Source organism: Caldivirga sp., from assembly GCF_023256255.1.
Classification (GTDB): domain Archaea; phylum Thermoproteota; class Thermoprotei; order Thermoproteales; family Thermocladiaceae; genus Caldivirga.
The window spans coordinates 105978-127049 of record NZ_JAGDXD010000028.1 but is presented as its reverse complement, the minus strand read 5'-3'; the positions used below and the strand labels follow the sequence as shown (position 1 = coordinate 127049).

Here is a 21072-nt window from a genome sequence, read left to right as displayed (position 1 = left end):
AATACCTCATTAAATCAACTTGAGTCAACCATGAAATAGCCTAAAACCAGCATCAATTACCCTTAGAAAAGCTTATAACCCATTCACTTTAATTCCCAGCTTAGGGCCGGTAGTCTAGCCTGGAAGGATGTCCAGGAGCCTAGTCCTCAGGAAGGCCTGACCAGATGATGGCTCCTTACTACTTTTCATTCAATCCTAAATACATTAGGAATCATTGTTAAGGCTTAGACCACTAAAATAACCCTCTCTCATGATTATGGTGTATTAAGGTGCCATTACTGCAGTTTCCCAGAGTCTTGTTTAAATTTCGTGACCCATACATAATGGATTAGAATTCAATCTTCATTATACTTCTTAGCAATTACAGCAATGGAAGAGTGCAGTACCTTAAGATATTGAATTTAATAATGGACATTATATAATTAAGTTATGAGGCATGGTGGACCGGCCGGGATTTGAACCCGGGACCTCCCGCGTGCAAGGCCTATGCGGAGCCTAGTCCTCAGAAACCATTAGGTTTTCCACTCGTTTATTTTTAAATTTTTCACACTTTAAGGAGGGGTTAATTGAGCCCTGGATTATGTTTAATCTCCATCGCTAGATATTTACTGCATTGTCCTTTTTAACGTCAATTTCCCCTCCTTAATGGTCTCCTATTTTACCATTACTCTTATACATGGTTCAGTACTACTTGTTAAGTGCTTATGCTTTATTTAATTTTAAGTAAATACTTAAATATTAACTTCATGTAAAATTAAGCTATGTATAATATAAGTTTCACTACAGCTGCAAGAAGCAATCCTTAAAAATAATAATATTTAGCAATAATTATGATTAGTGAAGTAGTTAATTCAATAAAGCTTATTGACACTCATGAGCATCTTGAACCTGAACCTGATAGGCTATCTAGGCCCCAGGATCCAATGTTCCTGTTCCTAGCTCACTACTTAACAACTGACTTCTTCTCAAGCGGCATGACTCCTGAGGAGTTTATGGTGTTAAGGGATTTGAAGAAACCTTGGGAGGAGAGGTGGCCTATTTTCGAGAGGTACTGGGATTACGCTAAAACTACGGGCTATGGTTTAGCCATTAGGTTAGCTATTAGGGACCTCTACGGTATAAGTGACATCACTAGGGATACTTACCCCAAGCTTGTTGAGTCAATGAACAATAAGGCCACTAAAGGCTTCTACAGGTGGGTTCTAGAAAAGGCTAACATAGGCAAAGTGGTCTTGGATCATGGGGATAATACAGGTAATTCACTACCGAAGTTTGATAGGGATTTGTTCACTGGTGTTATTAGGTTTGAGGGGATTGTGTTCATTAGTAATTGGGGGGATTTAATGAATGCATCAAGGAGACTTAAGGTACCCATACACCACTTATCTGACTTGGAAAACGCCTTTAGGAGGTATATTAGGGAAGTTTTACCCAACTTTATTGGCGTTAAGACAAGCTTCCCAGCCTACATGCAGTCGCTTAAATTTGAGTACGTGACACCTAATGAGGCTGAGTACGCTCTTAAAGCCATCATTGAGGGTAAGGAGGGGTTTAGGCGCTATACACCTTCATCAAGTGAGGTTAAGCCTCTTCAAGACTACTTATTCAGGGTTATGTTGGATGAATTGGAGGCGTTGGGTAAGCCTCTTCAGGTGCATACAGGTATTCAGGAAACTGCACCAACGTATGATGAACCACCTAACAATGCGCTCACTAATGCTAATCCAACCCAATTAATTAACCTATTTAAGGAATATCAGAATGTAAAGTTCATACTGTTCCATGCAAGTTACCCATATTATCATGAGGCTGGTGTGTTGGCTAAGCAGTGGCCTAACGTTTACCTGGACTTGTGCTGGATGCATGAAATTAACCCAAGAGCCTACGTGGACATATTAAGTGAGTGGCTTGAACTTGTGCCGAATAATAAGATAATGGCCTTCGGAGGGGACTACGCCTTCATAGAGGGAACCTATGGGGCATCCGTAATAGCTAAGAGGGCTATAAACGAGGTTGTTGAGGAGAAGATTAATAAGGGCCATTGGGATAAGGAAGATGCAGACAAGGTGATCAAGAGAATACTGAGAGAGAACGCCGAAAGGGTATTTAAGTTAACTTAACTATATTTCTCGATCAATTGCCCAAGGCTCAGCGCCTCATACTTAATCCTCCTACCAGACTCAGCGCTCTCCCTAAGGCCCTCAATTATGTCATGAACCAGCAACGCATCGTAGATTGACTGCTCGGGTTTACGGCCTTCAGCTAAAACGTCATCAACGAAATGCCTCACAATACCCTTAAAGGACTCTACGTAGTCAATAGTCTTACCCATCATGAACGAGCCGGCTTGAAGTGAAGTCATTACGTCATCGAAGGAATTTATTGTTATGGTTCCCCTAGTCCCAATAACCTTATCAAGCCACATGAATGGGTAGGATGATAAATCATCCGCAGCCCAATTAGCCACAATGTTGCCTAAGGCTCCATTCCTATACTTGAAGGTTGCCACAAAAACCTCATCGCTCTTAACCTCCCTATAGGTCAATGTACCCCACATTGCCTGAAACTCCACCGGTGGACCTAGGAGGTAGTTAGATGTGTATATTGAGTGGTATGACTGAGTGAATAATGCGCCATGATGCCTCTTGGCTACATCCTCGGTGAGTCTCTGGGTTACAATGAATAATGCGTAGGTTGGTTCACCAATAGCCCCACTTTCAATAAGCTCCTTTGTTCTCCTAACCTTAGGCCTAAAGATGTAGTTGTGTACAGGCATCAGTATCCTATTGGTCTCGAGGCTAACCCTAGCCATGTCCGCAACCTCCCTAGCATTTAAGGCTAAGGGTTTTTCAACAAGCACATGCTTGCCAGCTTTCATAGCTTTAACTGCCTGGTCATGATGATACTCGTCAGCACTACATATTATTAATGCATCAATACTTTGGTCATTAATCAGTTCCTCAAAGGAGTAGTATGGCCTAGTTCCCCAAGCCTTAGCAACCTCCTCAGCTCTACCTTTACTATGACTAAACACTCCAGCTAGCTCACCATACTTAGTGCTCTTAAGTGCATTATAGTGGTTAAAGGAAACTTCACCAAGCCCAACAATAGCAACCCTAACCTTCCTAACTGAACTATGCATTAGTCTTTAAACCAAATTCGGTGCATTTAAAATTAACCGCGCCAGCATTAATGTCACTCATATATTTTCTACTAATCCATGGTAAATCTGGAATCAATTAGATGAACTGGAATCTTGATGTAAATAAAGAAATAAAAAGTGTTTAATATTTGAGTTAAATCATTATTACCTTAACCATACCAAGGCGTCCACTTAACCCAACCAGCAGTATGCGCAAAAGTAGCCTCTATACCTATGAGGTAGGCTATTAATCCAGCAATCACCAATATAGCCATTACCAAGTAACTCATGTACCTACTTGAGTTCCTACTTCTAGTCATGTATACAAGCGGTGACAGTAGTGGAGCTAACCCAGTTAGTATGTATAATGCAGCGGCTAATGCCGGTTCATTGGTTAAGTGATACTTCAGTATGTCAATACCGTACACTATTGGTATAATGCCTAGGAACGCTAATGGAATTGATACTGTCATTAATGAACCAGTGAAGTATAGTGCTAATCCAACTATTAAGGCAGCTACACCGAATAATGGCCATGGATCCATTAACACTATATTATATGAACTTGGTAATGGCCACGTTACTAAACCCCAAACACCAGTAGTTAATGCAAAAACACCAATACCCATGTAGTAGAAGGATAATGCCTTAATTGTGGGAGGACACTCAATAGTCTCCTCTGAAATAACCTCCCTCTTAACTATTGCAGCCTGCTCATTAGGTGGATCCTCCTTAATCGGTCTTGTCGTTAACCAAACCGTATAGGCTGTGCTGAGTAAGGTTGCCCCCAGTATCATTAGGAATATGTCCAGTGGATCCATGAAGAGAGCCATATTTCCTCAACATTAAGGTATTTCACGTGGAAAATAAAAATTACTAATGTACAGAAGCTTTATATCTAAACATACAGAGAATTTATAAACACCCTTAAAGGCTTAATTAGCACCATAACTTATTTCACCTATTCCGCATGCCTTATGACCACAAATGTAATCGTAATTACCTTACCTTTAATCAATTATGGTTATTTAAGTGATTCCTATTCCACGTTCCTAAGAATGTTTAATAATGCCCTGAGCCCATGTTAATGGTTAATTTCCTCAACTGATATGGGTAAATCCTAGAATTAATTAAAGTCTTCATAAATAACCTACCTGAAAGTTGCTTAGGATGAATATATTCATTACCTTACTTAACTTCATGTAGGTACTATTAAAAGTTGACTTAAGGACACAGGTATAAGCTACATTTTAATGTGAGGGATTAGTTACTTTAAAGTCCAGTGGTGTTTCATTTAATGAGCATAGGTTTCACTATTAGGAGACCTGATGTTGAGGGAGTCTTCGTTAGGAGGATTAATAGGTTCGTAGGCATAGGTATAATTAATGGTGTTGAAGTTGCTGTGCACATTCATGATCCTGGTCGATTAACTGAATTACTTAAACCTGGTGTTAGGTTTTATGCGTATTCAAAACAAACAGGTAAGACTAGGTTCTACCTAACTGCTGTTGACCTAGGTGATGAGTTAGTCTTGGTGAATTCAGCCATTCATAATGATGCTGTTACTTGGTTAATACATAATGGTTACATCCTAAAGGATTATGATGTTTTAAGGAGGGAGCCTCGTTTCAGTGATGGTAGGTTTGATTTACTGCTTAAGTCACCGAATAATAATTACGCTTTCCTTGAGGTTAAGGGTGTAACCTTAGAGGAGGGTGGTTTAGCTAAGTTTCCTGATGCACCTACATTACGTGGTGCTAGGCATATGCTTAAATTGGTTGAGGCCATTAAATCGGGTTACGAGGCCTACGTAGTCTTCCTAGTACTTAGATTAAGGGCTAAAGTATTCACGCCTAATAGTGAACTTGACCAAAGGTTCACTGAGTCACTGAGGTATGCGGTTAAGAATGGGGTTAAAGCCTTGGCTTATAAAATGGTGTTGACGAGGAACTGGGTGCTAACTCCAATGGGTTACCTTGAGGTTAGGTTGGCCTGATGTTTAGCCAGCTAATGGTAATTAAGTAATCTGTTAATCGGCCTTAATCCACCCATTCCTAGTCTTCATGAATCCCCTAGTTCTCTCAAGTGCAAGGACCCTAAGCCTATTGAATAATTCAAAGTCTCCGCATATTAACTTCCCCTCATGGAACGCATCCACGAATAACGTGTTGAATTTCATAATCTCAGCCTCCGCCGTTAATGTATCAGTGAAGTAAACTTGAACTAAGTCATTAGGTGGTTCAATGGCTTGCCCATTACCAATCACTATAAGGTCCCAGTCACTGTCTATTCTAGCTTCACCCCTGGCTCTTGAACCAAATAAAATAACGGTGAAGCCACGGCTGCACAATACCTTAATCCAATCCTCAACATCCTTATGCATCTTCATGAAGACTTCCCTAAACAACATTACTAAGCACCAATTCCATACACTTGATGCATTCCTCGGCATCATCCCTATCGTAATCCAGCATGCGTGCGTCAGGGTACCTGGAACTTATGTATTGTTCAGTCAGCGTCTTAGCACATTTAATCACTTCACCACTGGGCTTCCTCTGCAGTATACTTAGTAACTGTTCCAGTAATGCAACTATGGAGTGCGTGTAGGGTCTAGCACCAGTTAATTCAATTAATTTACCCTTTATGTAAAATTCAACGGCCTGCTGCGCAAAGAAGCATGCCTCATCATAAAGGCCCCTGTTAACCATATCCCTACTTAACTCCCTATACCGCTCAGCCCTATTAAACCAACGTGAAGACACTAAATAAGGCTCTCATTTCAGGATAAAAACATTACCCTTTCCGTGGAGGATCCTTAATAAGCAACCCACCACTAGCTAGGCAATAGCCTTAACATGAGGGCATCACATTGATGGATTGACCAGTTTTAGCTTCTGATTCAACGTGTGAAATTCTGTGAAACTTAATCCTTATAGGTTTATCCATGTTTACTTTTAGGCCTTTAATATAGATAGATAGTTAGTTGCTTAAAATTTATTCCTTTAAGGAAGCAGGAGTCTGAATGCTTAAATAATGAGCATTGAGAGAATGATCCCAGACTTAAAGGATTATGAAACATATGGTGCATACATGGGTACTGAACTCATTACTGTGAAGTTTAGTGAACACTTGGTTGAAGTTCTTTGAATGGTGGTGAAGAGGGAGTACTAGGGTAAGGGTATTGGTACAACATTACTTAATTTTATTGAACAGTTAGCTAGGGGTCGTGGTTCTGGGTTAATCATAGAGAAGTGAAGACTAGTGATGACACTGAACATGAGCCTATACCGGTGCTACTTATTGATAGCTACTCGGATTGGGAGAACCTATGGTGTTACGTTGAATACTTATGAGAGGAATAATGTATCCTTAGGGAATGTCTTACTCACCGTGGGTGATTAACCTATTCTTCATTATTGGGTAGAAGACATCCATTCCCATTGGTAATTCACCTACTCTACCTAACCTTAAGTCATGGATTATTGTTGAGTTTAGGATTAAGGCCTTAGTCAGCTTCTTGAAGTCATCAACTAAGTCTATACTGCACATTAAGGCTACGTTAACCCTATAGGGTGATACTCTCCTTATGCTAACCATGAAGCCGGGCTTATGATAAATCTTAACACCGGCGACGTGGTAATCCCCATCTGTTAATGCCTTCACCTGTTCCTCAACCTTATCTGGGTTACTACTTAACTTAGTGGACATGGCTAATATGGGTATTGGGGATTCGAGGTACTTACTTATTAATACATCTATTATGTACCTAGTGTAGTCCTCGTTGTTAACCACTAGACCCCTTAATATGGTTTCATCAGCCTCCTCTGACTGTAGGCTTACTCTTCCACCTGATATTGTTAATTGGTTTAAGGCCACCACATCCCTGTATATTACGTAAACAGGCACGTACTCGTAATTATAAACCATAAACGGTTTAATTGCTTCACTGCTTGGGCCAATACGGAGGTAGGGCTGAAGCTTAATGTAATCACCGATGCAGGGCTTACTTGAACTAATAATTAACCTACCGCTCCTATCAATGGTTAATGCTAGGTCGCTACTCCTCGACTTAACTATGGCGCAGTAATGCCTGTGTGTTAATATGAACTTAGGTATCACGTTCAAATCATGTGTCTGAGGGTTTTAATACTAATTAATTATTTTCAATGGTAACGTCACTTAAGAGGCTTAAGGAAGAGTACTTTACCGTAACCGCTTAACTCACCGTATATTATGCTTAGCGGTTCCTCACTGCTTGAATTGAAGCCGGCAACCCTTGAATCATTCTCAGTAATCCTAACGTACCTATTCTCATCAAACCTAACAGTGGCTTCCCTAGGCCCGAAGACCACCTTGAATTTAACCCTTGACTTAACTAAAGCTCTAGCTATGGCTGCCATTAACTCAACCTGTCTCTTAGTTGGCCCTCCCCTCGGTCTCCTCTTCTTAAGTTCCCCTAAATCCCCCACATCACCTTTGACAATGCCCTTAACTGAATCAACTATGACTGAATCCCCCCTGTAGTCCACAACCTCAAGGTTGTTGCCGTCCATAATCCTATTAATAAGTTCCTCGACGGTAACCTCCTCAGTCATCAGAATGGTGTACTAGTCGAAATTAATAAATGTTATACCTTAAGCATAATTACGTACGCATGACCCCTATATTGGCTGTTAAGTTAAATAGGGCTTTAGTGCACGTTCAAATTATGAGGAGTAGGCTTAGTGATTTCGTCGAGACCTTAAGAGCATTGAGTGATGGTAAGTGGGTTAGTTTGAGAAGTGTTAGGGATAGGGTACCATTCAATTTATCGTACAATGACTTACTCGAATTAAGTAGACGCGGCCTAATAGACACTTACGTTGACTTAGCCTCAGGGGAAGTTTACGTTAAGGTTAAGCAAGTAATTAGTAATGATAATGTAGTTAACGTGAATGAGATTGTTGACCGCATTATAAGTGAGTTGAAGGAACCCATGCCTAAGCCCGCCTTCGAGGAATTACTGAAGAAGATAACTGGAGATGAGTGGTCCCGAGTCTACTCCGAATTAATCAATAAGGGTATTATTAGGGAAATGGAGTTTAACGGTATGGTATTCCTAGCCGTGGTGAAACAAGGTGGTGAACAGGTTCAGGATTCAGGAAGCTCAAGTAAGTAGGGTTGATTGGTTTCCACCTAACTTTCAATCACTTGCACTAATGATAAGGGTACTCTAAGCCTTAATAACCTCATCTATTAGCTCCTTAACCCTCCTAACAACATCAATACGGTTAATCTCCGAATCACTTAGCATTAAGGGTGTTATGACTAGTTTCCCCTCCTTGTAGAATGCATACGCGTCAGTGTCAGCATCTAGTTGCACTAATTCCTCACCCCACCTCCAGTATATCTTATTACCCCTTGGGTCATTTGACTCAACTATAGTCTCCTTGAATATTCGCTTAGCCATACGTAAAACCACAGCGTATTCACCACTCCACCTGCTTGGTGATGGCATGTTTAGTGAGAGTGCATCAACTCCATTAATCCATCCCTTAATCCCAATGCGGCTAATGATGCCTCTAACCACCTTAATTATACCGCTGAAGTAGTCCCCACTAATCTGCGGTATTATGAACTTACTGTGAGGTGGTACCTCTATTGAGACTGCTATACCTGGAACACCTATTAATGATGACTGTATTACCGCCCCTATTGTACCACTTATGAACAGTGACTCAAGGCCCACGTTCTCACCTAGGTTAACGCCACTAACCACTATGTTTGGCTTAAACATGTTTATTCCCATGAAGACCGCATCTGAGGGTGTGCCATCTGTTGCGTAGACGTTTACTGAACTGTGGTAAAGGCCGCCATTCCATTTCCACATCCTTATAGGCCTATTATAGGTCCTGGCAGCACCTATACTGCTTAGTTGTGATTCAGGTGCCACCACGTGTACTTCATGTTCCTTGGCTAATTCATTAGCTAATGTAACTATACCCGTTGAGGTTAATCCGTCATCATTAGTTACCAGTATCCTCAATTAAACTCACCATCACTCATACTCACGCCAAGTATACCCACACCTAGTGCACCTGTAGAATCTGGTTGGTGGTTCATCAGCCGCCCTAGTCTGCTGCACCCAGAAGTACGCCTCATTATTACCACACCTTGGGCACGTTACCTTAACTTTAGGTAAATTATCATTGACTTTAGTGAGGACTACGGGTTTTTCATCAGGCTTATGCTCAATAACGGTCCTTTCAATCAATGGGGCTGCTGTTGAAGAGTCCTCAACATACCCACATTTGGGGCACTTCCAAATAACCTTATTACCGCTCCTGTATGGTTTCATGATTGATCCGCATTTAGGGCAGAATTTTATGGCCATGTAAATTAACACTTGGCCGGGTACTTTTTAATAAATCTTTCTCAAAAATTAAATACTTAAATGCGCCCGCTCGTGGTGGTTGAGTGTTAATTATAGGTCACATGACTATTGATGAGCTGGAGTTCCCAGGGATCAGTAGGATAAGCCCCGGTGGCCCACCAACCTTCTGCTCCACTTACCTGAAGCAGGTTGGCTTCATCACTAAGCCAATATCTGTCGTTGGTTTTGACTTTAAACCAGCCTTAAGACCCTACGAGGAATTGGGTATTGATTTAACTGGTGTTAGGGTTGATGAGTCATGCAGGACCACTAGGTTTAGGATAAGGTATGATGATTCCATGAATAGGAAACTATGGTTACTCAGCAGGTGCAGAGACATTAAACCCAGTGATGTAACGGTAAACGACGATACTGTTGTTATTAATCCAGTGGCCGGTGAGGTATCATGGGGGCTTGTTGAGGCTATTAGGGAAAAGGCTAGGTTAGTTTCAATAGACCTCCAGGGTTTTACAAGGAGGTTTCGTGATGACGGGTTAGTTATTAACGATAGCTCCAGGGATATTGTTGAATTAGCCCTAGCCCACTCTGATATTGTTAAAGTCAGCGCAGATGAGGTTAACCATGGGGTTATGCGCGTTAAGGATAAGGTCCTGGTGGTTTCAATGGGCAGTAATCTGGCTAAAATGTACACTAACGGTAAGGTTTACTGGTTTGACAAGAATATTAAGGTTAATGCAGTTGACCCCACTGGTGCAGGTGATGTCTTAATATGTTCATTAACAGGCTACTTAAAGATGGGTCTTAATCCACTCGACGCCTTCATTAAGGCCGTTGCCCTGGCGACAGTTAGGGTTACTGTGAATGGCCCCTTCAGTATGATAGATCTATGGCTACTTGACCACGTGACCAGTGAGCTTAGTAGGCTGGTAAGGTATGGTGAAGCCTAACTTACCAATACCTTAAGCGCTCATAATGCTTGTGGAAAAGCATTAAAACGTTGAGTTGAGCCTATAGCGATAAATGTGGGTAACGTAAATGTTCAATCATTGCTAATGGATATTGTGAAGAACGTATCTCCAATAATAGTTGAGAAGTCTAAGGATCCATCATACAAGAGGATAATGAAGTCCGGGAAAGGGGATGTAACTAGGGGTATTGATTGGGTTGCTGAGGGTGCAATAATTGATAGAATTAAGGCTGAGGGGTTGAGGGCTTTAGTTATTACTGAGGAGAGGGGTGTCGTTAAGGTTAATGATGGTGAGCCCGATTACTTATTCATAGTTGATCCAATCGATGGTTCACTTAACTTCGTCCTAGATGTACCATTCTACTCCATATCAATAGCCACGGCTAAGTTCAAGAATAACCTAACTCTGTCAGATGTTGAAGCCGGGATTATTCACCACGTCAACACTGGCGTGACCTACTACGCTGAGAAGGGTAAGGGAGCCTTCATAAATGGTGAACCAGCATCCTTTGACTCAAGCGTCCTAGATAAGCCGGTAGCCTCAATATACATTGAACCAACTGTTGAACAGAGGGTTTTAACAGGTTTAGCTGAATTATATAGGAGACTTAATGGTTTCAAGATAAGGAGCCTTGGTGCAGCCAGCCTGGAAATAACAATGGCGGCCTTAGGGAAACTACTCTTCTTCCTTGACGTTAGGAATAGGCTTAGGCTCTATGATATAGCCGCAGCCTACGTTATGGCTAAGGAACTTAACTCAATAATATTAGCCATGGATGGTTACAACATCGATGATGTGCCAATCAATGAGCAACCCAGGGTCAGCCTACTGGTTACTAGGAGTAGGGAGGTTGCTGAACTACTTAAGCAATTCCTTCAGCATTAACAATTTGTGAGTAAATTTTAAAACTCGGTTAAATTTAAAGGTGCTGGTTAGTGATTATTAATGAGGCTTGATATTAACGAAATTAAGAGGATTTATAAACCTAAGGTTAAACCTATTGAATGGAAAGATAATAGGTTAGTAATACTGGACCAGTCCAAGGTACCCTTTGAAACAAGTTACGTTGAACTCCACACACCATTAGATGTGGCTGAGGCGATAAGGTCCATGAAGGTTAGGGGGGCACCTGCAATAGGGATAACGGCAGCCTATGGTATGCTGCTCGGCTTGTTAAGCAGCATGAGTAAGGTAAGTGACCTTAACAGTGCCTTAAGGGTTCTTGAGGATGCTAAGAGGGTTATGGATGCTGCAAGGCCAACTGCAGTTAACTTAACCTGGGCTACAAGCAGGATGCTTAATAAGGCTAAGTTAAGTATAGATAATGGTAGTGTTAAAAGCGTTAGGGAATTAGTGGATTCACTTAAGGCTGAGGCTGACGCAGTCTTTAATGAGGAGTATGATGCAGAGATAGCTATCGGCATCTATGGCATGGAGAAGCTTAACAATGGTGACTCAGTGATGACTCAATGTAATGCTGGTGGCTTAGCAACGGGCACTGGCTTAGGAACTGCATTAGCGCCCGTTAAGTTGGCTAAACTAATGGGCATGGAGGTTTCAATGTTTGTGCCTGAAACTAGGCCATGGCTACAGGGAGCTAGGTTAACAGTGTATGAATTGGTAATGGAGGGTATTGACACTACGTTGATTACGGATACTGCCGTTGGGTTGGTGATGTTTAAGGGCATGGTTAACCACGTCATGGTTGGGGCAGATAGGATTTTAAAGGACGGGCACGTGTTTAATAAGGTGGGTACGTTTAAGGAGGCTGTGATAGCCCACGAATTAGGAATACCCTTCTACGCCCTTGCCCCATCCTCAAGCTTCGACTTAACCAGTAGCGTAGGTGACGTTAAGATTGAGGAGAGGGATCCTAATGAGGTTAGGTTAATTAGGGGGGTTCCAATAACCCTAAGTGACGTTAAGGTGTATAACCCTGTCTTCGACGTAACGCCCCCCAGGTATGTTACGGCAATAATAACGGAGAAGGGGATAATATACCCACCCTTCGATAAGAACGTGAATAGGGTTATAAACGGGGGTGGTGGATACGGATAGCGTGAATATTGAAGAGAAACTGGCTAAGGCCCTCGTTAGGCTCATTAGTAGTTCAAGGGGTAGGAGAGTCACCATTAAGACCGCCACATTAGTGAGGTTAGCGGGCCTTGATGAGAAGCATAGGAACATCCTTAAGGCAGCTAAAATGCTTAGTAAGCTCTCTAAGGAGAGGATCATTAAGATTGAATTCAAGGATAAAGTATCTAGGGCTAAGTCAATAATGTATGTTGTTGATGATCAAATGGACTTGTGGAGAATATCAAAGATTAACCCAGAGGACGCCACAAAGGCCATTCTTAAGTCACTGGAGAGGTTTAAGAATAGGGCTAAGTTAAGTGGGCCATAGTAACCATGCCTAAACATAATACTGAGGGAGGTGTTAAATTCATTGAGGTAGCTAAGGGTATTGAACTAGACCAGGAGGTTTACAAACATTTACTGCAGTACATGGATGATGGTGAATTAGGCTCCTATTTTGAAAGCGTTAGGAAACCACCAAGAAGATACTACGTCAGGGTTAACACACTAAAGGTGAGTACTGATGAATTACTGGGAAGGCTTAAGGAACGTGGGATAACAGCTTACAGGGATGAAATCCTTGAGGAGGCTGTGTGGTTTCCAACAGAGGGGCCTAGTAGGATTGGGACCAGTAGGAAGTATGTGATTGCTGATAAGTACGCCTCAGAGAGCGTCTACCTAGGCTCCAACCTGTATGGCCCAGGTGTACTCTACATGCCTGGTGACGTTCATGCTGGTGATGAAGTTAATGTAATCTCCCCAAATGGTGACATAGTTGCCTTAGGCGTTGCAAAGGTTAATGCATCAGACTTCAAGAGGGGCTTCAGGGGTATTGTTGTTGAGACCACTGAGTCAGTGTATAGGCTACCTAAGTTAAGGGACCTTGATGAGTGGCAGTTCGGTTTATTCTATGAACAGTCACTGCCAGCTCAGTGGGTAGGTAGGTTAATTGACCCTAAACCTGGTGAGGTCATTATTGACTTATGTTCAGCACCAGGTGGTAAGGCAACCCACGTAGCTCAGTTATCTGGGAATAGGGCAATTATTATTGCGGTTGATAGGAGCTGGAGTAAGGTTAAGCAAGTTGAGGGTAATGCAGCTAGGTTGGGGGTTAGGTTAGTAACCTACATTGAGGATAGCAGGTTCCTTCACGTTAATCACCCTGAGCTCATCAATAATGCTGATAAGGTTCTCATTGATCCACCCTGCAGCGACGCTGGGGTTAGGCCTAAGCTATACTATAGGCTAACAATGGCTGACTTAATTAACCTAGTGTCCTACCAGAGGCAGTTCATTAAGGTGGCCTATAGTCTACTTAAGCCTAATGGTTCACTAGTATACTCTACCTGCACACTGCCGCCGATGGAGAATGAGGATAACGTTAAGTGGGCTAGTGAGTTAGGCTTCAGGCTAGAGCACATTAATGCGCCTGCTGGTCAAAAGGCGTTCGATGGTGCTTCAAGGAGGTTCCACCCGCATATACAGGATACGCCAGGTTTCTTCATAGCTAAGTTAACTAAACCATCTTAACTCATTGGGCTGTATTCTTTTTTATGGTAATATGAGTCTTTTTGTATTTATTTTCTCTTTGTTTGCTTATTTTCTTCTCCAGATGGTTTTATAATTAACTTGCTTATAGGCTTTTTGGTGACCCCGAGTTCCCAAGAACCACTCCAGAAGGGTGGTGAGGGGGCTTGGGGAAACCACAATGAACCCGAGGGCAGCAATCAATAACCACTCCCGGGTAAGCAGTAAGTTTAAAAGTTGAGTAAGGTATTGATGAGGTGTGGATTCAATTTACCTAGTTCAGCATGGTAAGGCTTTCGATGAAAAGGTTGATCCTGAGAGAAGCTTAACACCAGATGGGGTTAATGAAACCACCCTCATTGCATCTTACTTAGCTAGATTAGGCGTTTCAGTTGATTTAATAATCCATAGTGGAAAGAAGAGGGCCCTTCAAACGGCTGAAATATTGGCCAAGCATCTTGGTGTTGAATCAGTGAACGCTGTTGAGGGTTTGAATCCTAATGATGATCCAAGTTTAATTGCCAGTAGGTTAAGTGAACTAGGTGGTAGGGTAATGATTGTGGGTCACTTACCTCACCTATCTAAATTAGCCTCACTGCTTATTACCGGTAACCCGAATAATCAATTAATTAAATTTAGGTACTCAGGCGTAGTTAGGTTAGGTTTAACTAATGGTCAATGGGTCATTGAATGGTACATAACGCCTGAGTTAATTAAATAGTAGGCCCCTGCCTGTTAACGTTGGCCATAAGCCCTCTTAAGCACGGCAGCTGACTTAACCTCCTCATTGGGGTACTGTCTATCCCATTCATTAATCACCCTAATAGCCTCATTAGCGACACGGCAAGCATCCATTACCCCCGCCTCAGGGTTAAACTCATCGCTCTCCCTATTAGCCACCACGGCCATTACTGAACCAGCCCTTAAACCATAAACGTTAGCTATTGTTAATAATGTTGCCGTCTCCATGTCGAAGTTCATTACTTTAACGGCCTTAAGCTCATTAATAATGCCCCTAAGCCAACTGGGCAAGTAACCACCAAGACCTGGCCTACCCTGGCCAATGTAGAAGCTGTCTGTAGTTGCTGTTAAACCAACATGGTACCTTACGCCCAACGCCTCAGCAGCCGTGATTAGGGCATTTAAGACGTCTGGGTGAGGAACTGCTGGATAACCTGGTGGCGCATAGTTGCCGCTTGCCCCATCAAACCTAACCGCACCCCTTGCTATGACTAAGTCACCAACCTTCACGTTAACCCATAGTGAACCAGTGGTACCCACCCTAATTAACGTACTAACCCCCAGCGTAGCCAATTCCTCAATGGCTATTGAGGCTGAGGGTCCACCTATACCTGTTGAGGTTGCCATCACCGGTACCCCCCTATAGACGCCTACGTATGTCCTGAACTCCCTGTTCTCAACCTTAAGCTTAACTTCATCCCACATTGAGGCTATTAAATCAACCCTACTTGGGTCACCAGGGAGTAGGGCATACGGCGCAGTCTCATTGGATTTAAGCATTAGGTGGTAGATCCTACCGTTAACGGTGGGTCTGGTAGCCATGCCTACTGATGCTTTTAGGTTAAATTAAGGTTTATTAGTAAGTTAAGCGTTATTAGGGACTTGGTCACTGTGAAGAGTAAGAAACCTTACCCTCATAATAAGGATATTGCGCAGGCAATCCTCAGGGTAATGTACGAGAAGCCTTACGTTAAACCAATTGACTTCATTAATGAGGTTAAGAGGATACTGGAGGAGAGGGGTTACTACACTGGTTTAGTGAGTGCTAAGAGGATTTGGAAGATTTACGAGGAGTACGCTAGGAAGGGGTGGGTTTACGACTACTTAGGTGTAATGGAGAATGATGGTGGGGAGTAACGTTAATCAAGGCTTCAGTTAGCTACCTATAGTGACCTAGGGGAGCTAGTGAAATATAGTTGCTGCGTAATGATCCTTAATCCTATATATAAGTATATTCCATGGGTACTTTATTTAGTAAAGCTTTAAAAATACCTGGAGTTAAGTAACCCATGGTATGGAATGGAGTACACTTTAACTTACATACTATAATACCCTGGCCTATTATGTTAATATGGGCCCTGGTTTACTTCGGCCTACTTGCGTGGGCATGGGGAATCGGCAGGGAGAAACCATTCAGTAGGTTTAAGACCATTGACTTCGTTTACATTGCATTAATAGCTGCACTTATGATAGTGTACAACTTCTTCATATCACCCATTATACCCAAGGTTAGTGCAATTACAACGTACTTCTACTACCCAACCATAGGTGAGGCATTCCTTCTAATGCTAGCGGCTGCACTGGTAGGTAAGCCTGGTTCAGCTGGGTTAACCATGTTCATATACACCCTCCTCTCAGACATAATTCACTACGGATTCGGGGGTGAGCCTTTCTGGTTTGTTTACGAGGTGCTTGGTTATGCAGCATTAATAGACCTCTGGCTAATATACAGGAATCAACATTACTTAACGCCATTCACTAGGGTTAGGAAAGGAACGGTTACCGTTGAGGAGGCAATCGAGGAGACCGAGGAATTGACTGCCCGCTCCACTTGGCTCTTACTGATTGATGGCGCAATAGGAGGCTTAACAGTATTTATAGCTTTCCCGCTCTTCTATAGGGGCTTCTTCGCAACCTTTGTGGAGGGCTACACTTACACAGTCTCATTCTGGGCAATAACAACAGTGACCGCCTTGATCTTCGGCGCAGTGATAGGTTTAATACTAGCGCCCCTAGTGTACTATATTAAGAAGGTGGTGACATGAAATATGCCGTCGAGGTTGAGAACCTCACGGTATACTACTTTGGAGCAAGTAAACCAGCCTTAAGGAATATTTCACTTAAAATTAAGGAGGGGGAATTCATCCTTCTTGTTGGGAGAACAGGTTCAGGTAAGTCAACTCTTCTAAACGTCATAAATGGAGTCATACCAAACGTAATAGAGGCTAGGGTTAGGGGTAAGGTAAGCGTATTTGATAGGGATCCAAGGAAGACGCCTGTACATGAAATGGCGACCCTAGTTGGTACAGTATACCAAGTTCCGGAGAGTCAAATATTCTCACTGATAGTTGATGATGATGTAGCCTTTGGTTTAGAGAATAGGGCAGTGGAGCCTAGTGAAATTAAGATTAGGGTTGAGGATGCCCTTAAGTTAACTGGGTTATGGAATAAGAGGAGGCATCCAACCTTCCTACTCAGTGGTGGGGAGAAGCAGAGGTTAGCCATAGCCGGTATGCTTGCCTTGAGACCTAGGTTACTGATCCTTGATGAACCAACTTCAATGCTTGATTCCCTTGGGGCTGAGGAAATATTCACATTAGTGAGGAAGCTCAATGATGATGGGTTAACTGTGGTAATGAGTGAGCATAGGGTTGAGAGGGTTATAGGTTATGTGGATAGAATAGTGGCGTTGAGTAATGGATCCCTTGTGGTTGATGATGAGGCTCATAAGGCATTAGCTAAAATAAGTGAACTCGGCATTGAGGAACCCCAGGTTGCGACACTGTATAGGATGTTTAATAGAGGGAATCCGCAGTACTACCCAACCACGATTAATGAGTTTATTGAAATGGGTGGCCTTAAGCAGCTTGAGCAAGTGCTTAATCATGTTAATCATAATACTGTGCACCAGGGTAATGCAATAGCTGAGGCCAGTGACCTATGGTTCACGTATCCAGGTAATCAGAACCCAACTTTAAGAGGCATTAATGTTAAGTTCCCCGAGGGGGCTATTATTAGTGTTATTGGACCTAATGGTAGTGGTAAGTCAACCTTAATGTACCTCATGGTGGGTATATATAGCCCCACGCGCGGTAACTTAAGGATAATGGGCCTTGAACCCTATAGGCTTAAGGGTAAGGAACGCGTTAGGCTAGTTGGCTACGTTTTCCAGGACCCTGACCAAATGATTTTCTCAACAAGCGTTAAGGGTGAATTAGAGTTCACACTTAAGAATTCTGGCGTTAGGGGGAGGGAGCTTGAGGCTAGGGTAATGAATATAGCTAGGGAGTTAAACATCATTGACTTACTTAATAGGGATCCCCACAAATTATCAGTAGGCCAGAGGAGACTAGTCACAGTTGCCTCAGTACTGGTGGCTGAGCCGAGGGTACTTATACTTGATGAACCAACAAGGGGGCTTGATCATGAGACCGGAGAACAGTTAATGAGGTATATTGAGGAGGTTAAGGGTAAGACTGGCTCAACAGTCATCATGGTTACCCACAACATGAGGCAGGTTGGGGACTATAGTAGTAGGGTTTACGTGATGTATGATGGTAAGATAGTGTATGATGGGTCACCTGAGGACGTATTCTGCAGGGCTAGGGAACACCCTGAGTGGGGTATTTCCCCACCACAGGTCTTTGAGGTTACGAGGAGGTTGAATAAGCCTGTAGCTAATTTAAGGGGTGTGGTTACCAATGCAGCCTCAACTCCTGTTGTATAATCCAGCCGTAAACTGGACAATATCACTGCTTTACCTACTCTATGGCCCAGTAATAGTGATATACCTAATTTTCAAGCTAATAGGCTTCCAGGGCTACATGTCATTATTCAGGTATGTTGAAGGGGGTTCAATACTGTATAGGCTTGATCCCAGGGTTAAGATACTTCTATCAATAGTAGTTACCGTGGTGGCTGCCGTAACGATATGGTGGGTATCAGCCATAATCTTCATGGGCGTTATGGTGCTTTACAAGCTATTAACCAATGTTAAGGATAAGCTTAAGGTGGCTGTGCCACTTGTATTATCAGCATTCATAGGTACTGCTTGGACTGAGTCAATATTCGCCCCATATAACTACTTATTCGCATTATTCCACCACGTAACCTTCATATATGTCTTCCCCCAGGTCTTCTCAGGTCTTGGATTAACCGAAGGTAACCAAAGCGCCACTGTAATATACCTGGGTCACATTAATAACCCAGTGGGCATAACCTGGGAGGGGGTAATCTATGGACTTCAAATATCCTTCAGGTCTGTAGCAGCATTAGCGTCAGGCCTACTGCTCATATTCAGCGCCTCACCGGCTGATATACTTAGATCCCTTGAGAAGTCAGGTCTACCCATAGAACTCGGCTTCACGCTGCTACTTGCTGTTTCATCTGTTCCTAAGGTCCTTGAGAACTCAATGACGGTTATAAACGCAGTTAAGGCTAGGGGTGTTGATATTAGGCCAAGGAGTAGGAACCCAATTGAGGCACTTATTGAGTTGGGTTATTCACTGAGGATTGTCGTAATGATCCTAGTCACCATAATAATACTAACCCTTAAGGATGCTAGACAAATAGCGATAGCAGCCGACATAAGGGGCTTTAGAGCCCTTAGGAGGAGAACCTACTATAAGGATATTAGAATGAGTAGGGTAGACTACGTAGCCCTAGCGATAATACTACTAATACTGGCTATTGGACTATACATATCTGGTTTACCTGGAATGGGAGCCATCCCCTACAACCCTTAGTCAATTTACATTATCTTCAATACGTATGCTGGTTGCCTCTTAAATTCCCTAGGCATCTTAGCCACAAGGCCCCTTTCATCCCTAGTGAACTCCAGTTTACCGTAACCAAGCAGTTCAACGTTCTTAATGTCCCCCTCATAAAGCCTTAGATTACTGCTCAGTGACTGAACCACAGCCTCCTCGCCAGGCCATTCTAAGGCTACTGCGTATAGTGCATTACCCCTACTGGTAAACCTAAAGTCCCTACCAGTGTACTTAACCTTAAGCCACTCAGCCTCCTTAAACTCACCAGTGGGTTGCCTAGTGGGTCCTTCACCATAGGTTAACCACGGCTCAGCCCCATATAATGCCTCACCATTAGTGCTCAACCACTCACCAACACTACTAAGTATCTTAACCTGCTCCTCAGGTATTGTTCCATCACTCCTAGGTGCAACGTTCAGGAGTAGGTTACCGTTCTTACTAACTATATCCACTAGATCAAGTACTATTGATTCAGGGGTCCTGTACTGGCAATCATTAGTGTAACCCCACGTGTTTAGGCATACTGATGTGTCTGTCTGCCATGGTAACTGCCTAATGCCACTTAACTTACCCCTCTCAACGTCAAACACACCAGCCCATGGAGGCATTGCATTATGCTTATAATTCACCGCAACCTCCATACCCCATTCAGAGGCCCTATTGTAGTAGTATGCCGTGAAGAACCTTAAGTAAGGCTCAAAGGCAGGGTGCTCAATCCACCAGTCGAAGTAGAATAACTGAGGCCTATACTTATCAACGAGTTCAATAGCCCTAAGCAGCCAATCGTTCAGGAACTCCTCATTAGGTGGCTCAACGGGCTGTGGCCATAGTTTACCCGGCTCACGGGTTTCCTTAATCGGTACCGCTGGCCCATATAGATCCTTGTAGGCTGGGTCATTTACATCTGAGTTGAATCTCCTACCACCCTCAAAGAACCACCAGTGCTCAGCCCTATGGTACGATACACCGAATATTAAGCCTAAATCCCTGCAGGCATCAGCCAATTCACCAATAACATCCCTATGTGGCCCCATTCTCTTAGCATTCCACCTATTTATTGAACTATCCCACATTGAGAAACCATCATGATGCTCAGCCACTGGCACAACATACTTAGCCCCAGCCCTCTTGAATAAGCTACACCACTCATTAGGATCCCACTTCTCAGCCGTAAACATGGGTATGAAGTCCTTGTAACCGAACCTATCATGAGGCCCATAATGCTCAAGGTGGTACTTAAACTCCCTTGACCCCTGAATATACATGTTCCTAGGATACCACTCATTACCAAAGGCTGGGACGGAGTAAACACCCCAATGAATGAATATACCGAACTTAGCGTACCTAAACCAACCAGGGATTCTAAAACCCCTAAGAGACTCCCAATCAGCCTCAAAGGGGCCAGGAGGTAAACTAACGGGGAAATTAACCATACTAAATGGAGAAGGTTTAAACTTTAAAATATTTAACCATATA

The 21072-nt window shown here is 42.9% G+C and carries 23 protein-coding genes; 13 read left to right on the top strand and 10 right to left on the bottom strand.

What is annotated here, in order from left to right:
* The first annotated feature begins 830 nt into the window (after positions 1 to 830).
* Positions 831 to 2120: an amidohydrolase family protein gene (locus Q0C29_RS05055; protein ID WP_291999567.1), complete on the top strand. Its 1290-nt coding sequence runs from the start codon at positions 831 to 833 to the stop codon at positions 2118 to 2120.
* Here the strand turns inward: Q0C29_RS05055 and Q0C29_RS05050 are convergent.
* Both Q0C29_RS05050 and Q0C29_RS05045 read right to left on the bottom strand, forming a co-directional pair.
* Positions 2117 to 3142 carry a Gfo/Idh/MocA family oxidoreductase gene (locus Q0C29_RS05050; RefSeq protein WP_291999566.1) on the bottom strand — a complete coding sequence of 342 codons (1026 nt, stop codon included), beginning with the start codon at positions 3140 to 3142 and terminating at the stop codon, positions 2117 to 2119. The genes Q0C29_RS05055 and Q0C29_RS05050 overlap by 4 nt on opposite strands.
* Positions 3143 to 3312: 170 nt before the next feature.
* Positions 3313 to 3975: a DUF981 family protein gene (locus Q0C29_RS05045; protein ID WP_291999565.1), complete on the bottom strand. Its 663-nt coding sequence runs from the start codon at positions 3973 to 3975 to the stop codon at positions 3313 to 3315.
* A 464-nt stretch (positions 3976 to 4439) separates the two neighbouring features.
* Here Q0C29_RS05045 and sfsA point away from each other — a divergent pair, with 464 nt between their 5' ends.
* Complete coding sequence (sfsA, locus tag Q0C29_RS05040; protein WP_291999564.1) at positions 4440 to 5138, top strand: DNA/RNA nuclease SfsA; 699 nt, start codon at positions 4440 to 4442, stop codon at positions 5136 to 5138.
* Positions 5139 to 5171: 33 nt separating this feature from the next.
* On the opposite strand, the gene Q0C29_RS05035 is transcribed toward sfsA, so the two are convergent.
* From Q0C29_RS05035 to Q0C29_RS05020, 4 genes are all read right to left on the bottom strand, one after another.
* Positions 5172 to 5552: a nucleotidyltransferase domain-containing protein gene (locus Q0C29_RS05035; protein ID WP_291999563.1), complete on the bottom strand. Its 381-nt coding sequence runs from the start codon at positions 5550 to 5552 to the stop codon at positions 5172 to 5174.
* Positions 5542 to 5904, bottom strand: a complete 363-nt coding sequence (locus Q0C29_RS05030; protein ID WP_291999562.1) for a HEPN domain-containing protein — start codon at positions 5902 to 5904, stop codon at positions 5542 to 5544. Before Q0C29_RS05030 ends, Q0C29_RS05035 begins: the two co-directional genes overlap by 11 nt.
* Positions 5905 to 6523: 619 nt before the next feature.
* Complete coding sequence (locus Q0C29_RS05025; RefSeq protein ID WP_291999561.1) at positions 6524 to 7261, bottom strand: hypothetical protein; 738 nt, start codon at positions 7259 to 7261, stop codon at positions 6524 to 6526.
* Positions 7262 to 7317: 56 nt separating this feature from the next.
* Positions 7318 to 7737: a hypothetical protein gene (locus Q0C29_RS05020; protein WP_291999560.1), complete on the bottom strand. Its 420-nt coding sequence runs from the start codon at positions 7735 to 7737 to the stop codon at positions 7318 to 7320.
* Between the two features lie 113 nt (positions 7738 to 7850).
* Between Q0C29_RS05020 and Q0C29_RS05015 the strand changes: the two genes are divergently transcribed.
* A complete protein-coding gene (locus tag Q0C29_RS05015; RefSeq protein ID WP_291999559.1) occupies positions 7851 to 8300 on the top strand; it encodes a hypothetical protein in 450 nt (149 codons plus the stop codon).
* A gap of 54 nt (positions 8301 to 8354) precedes the next feature.
* Here the strand turns inward: Q0C29_RS05015 and surE are convergent, their stop codons facing one another.
* The gene (gene surE, locus Q0C29_RS05010; RefSeq protein WP_291999558.1) at positions 8355 to 9167 is read right to left on the bottom strand and encodes a 5'/3'-nucleotidase SurE; all 813 of its coding nucleotides are present in this window, start codon (positions 9165 to 9167) and stop codon (positions 8355 to 8357) included.
* 12 nt (positions 9168 to 9179) lie between these two features.
* Positions 9180 to 9509 carry a transcription factor S gene (locus tag Q0C29_RS05005; protein ID WP_367173631.1) on the bottom strand — a complete coding sequence of 110 codons (330 nt, stop codon included), beginning with the start codon at positions 9507 to 9509 and terminating at the stop codon, positions 9180 to 9182.
* Between the two features lie 89 nt (positions 9510 to 9598).
* Between Q0C29_RS05005 and Q0C29_RS05000 the strand changes: the two genes are divergently transcribed.
* From Q0C29_RS05000 to sixA, 6 genes are all read left to right on the top strand, one after another.
* A complete protein-coding gene (locus Q0C29_RS05000; protein WP_291999556.1) occupies positions 9599 to 10462 on the top strand; it encodes a PfkB family carbohydrate kinase in 864 nt (287 codons plus the stop codon).
* Positions 10463 to 10537: 75 nt separating this feature from the next.
* Positions 10538 to 11368: an inositol monophosphatase family protein gene (locus Q0C29_RS04995; RefSeq protein WP_291999555.1), complete on the top strand. Its 831-nt coding sequence runs from the start codon at positions 10538 to 10540 to the stop codon at positions 11366 to 11368.
* A gap of 60 nt (positions 11369 to 11428) precedes the next feature.
* Positions 11429 to 12541, top strand: coding sequence for an S-methyl-5-thioribose-1-phosphate isomerase (locus Q0C29_RS04990; protein ID WP_291999554.1), 1113 nt, complete (start codon positions 11429 to 11431; stop codon positions 12539 to 12541).
* Position 12542: 1 nt separating this feature from the next.
* Complete coding sequence (locus tag Q0C29_RS04985) at positions 12543 to 12887, top strand: hypothetical protein (protein ID WP_291999553.1); 345 nt, start codon at positions 12543 to 12545, stop codon at positions 12885 to 12887.
* Between the two features lie 5 nt (positions 12888 to 12892).
* On the top strand, positions 12893 to 14089 hold the full coding sequence (locus tag Q0C29_RS04980) for an RsmB/NOP family class I SAM-dependent RNA methyltransferase (RefSeq protein ID WP_291999552.1): 1197 nt from the start codon (positions 12893 to 12895) through the stop codon (positions 14087 to 14089).
* A gap of 256 nt (positions 14090 to 14345) precedes the next feature.
* Positions 14346 to 14807, top strand: coding sequence for a phosphohistidine phosphatase SixA (gene sixA / locus Q0C29_RS04975; protein ID WP_291999551.1), 462 nt, complete (start codon positions 14346 to 14348; stop codon positions 14805 to 14807).
* 14 nt (positions 14808 to 14821) lie between these two features.
* Here sixA and udp read toward each other — a convergent pair whose 3' ends face one another.
* Positions 14822 to 15649: a uridine phosphorylase gene (gene udp, locus Q0C29_RS04970; RefSeq protein ID WP_291999550.1), complete on the bottom strand. Its 828-nt coding sequence runs from the start codon at positions 15647 to 15649 to the stop codon at positions 14822 to 14824.
* Between the two features lie 69 nt (positions 15650 to 15718).
* Here udp and Q0C29_RS04965 point away from each other — a divergent pair, with 69 nt between their 5' ends.
* The 4 genes from Q0C29_RS04965 (at position 15719) to Q0C29_RS04950 (ending at position 19572) form a co-directional block, all read left to right on the top strand.
* On the top strand, positions 15719 to 15964 hold the full coding sequence (locus Q0C29_RS04965) for a hypothetical protein (protein ID WP_291999642.1): 246 nt from the start codon (positions 15719 to 15721) through the stop codon (positions 15962 to 15964).
* A 152-nt stretch (positions 15965 to 16116) separates the two neighbouring features.
* Entirely contained in the window at positions 16117 to 16872 is a 756-nt protein-coding gene (locus tag Q0C29_RS04960) for a hypothetical protein (RefSeq protein WP_291999549.1), read from the top strand.
* Entirely contained in the window at positions 16869 to 18554 is a 1686-nt protein-coding gene (locus Q0C29_RS04955; RefSeq protein ID WP_291999548.1) for an ABC transporter ATP-binding protein, read from the top strand. Before Q0C29_RS04960 ends, Q0C29_RS04955 begins: the two co-directional genes overlap by 4 nt.
* Positions 18529 to 19572 (top strand): energy-coupling factor transporter transmembrane protein EcfT, encoded by a 1044-nt coding sequence (locus Q0C29_RS04950; RefSeq protein WP_291999547.1) that lies wholly within the window; start codon positions 18529 to 18531, stop codon positions 19570 to 19572. The genes Q0C29_RS04955 and Q0C29_RS04950 overlap by 26 nt, the downstream gene beginning before the upstream one ends.
* Before the next feature lie 5 nt (positions 19573 to 19577).
* On the opposite strand, the gene Q0C29_RS04945 is transcribed toward Q0C29_RS04950, so the two are convergent.
* Complete coding sequence (locus Q0C29_RS04945) at positions 19578 to 21029, bottom strand: alpha-L-fucosidase (RefSeq protein ID WP_291999546.1); 1452 nt, start codon at positions 21027 to 21029, stop codon at positions 19578 to 19580.
* Positions 21030 to 21072: the final 43 nt, after the last annotated feature.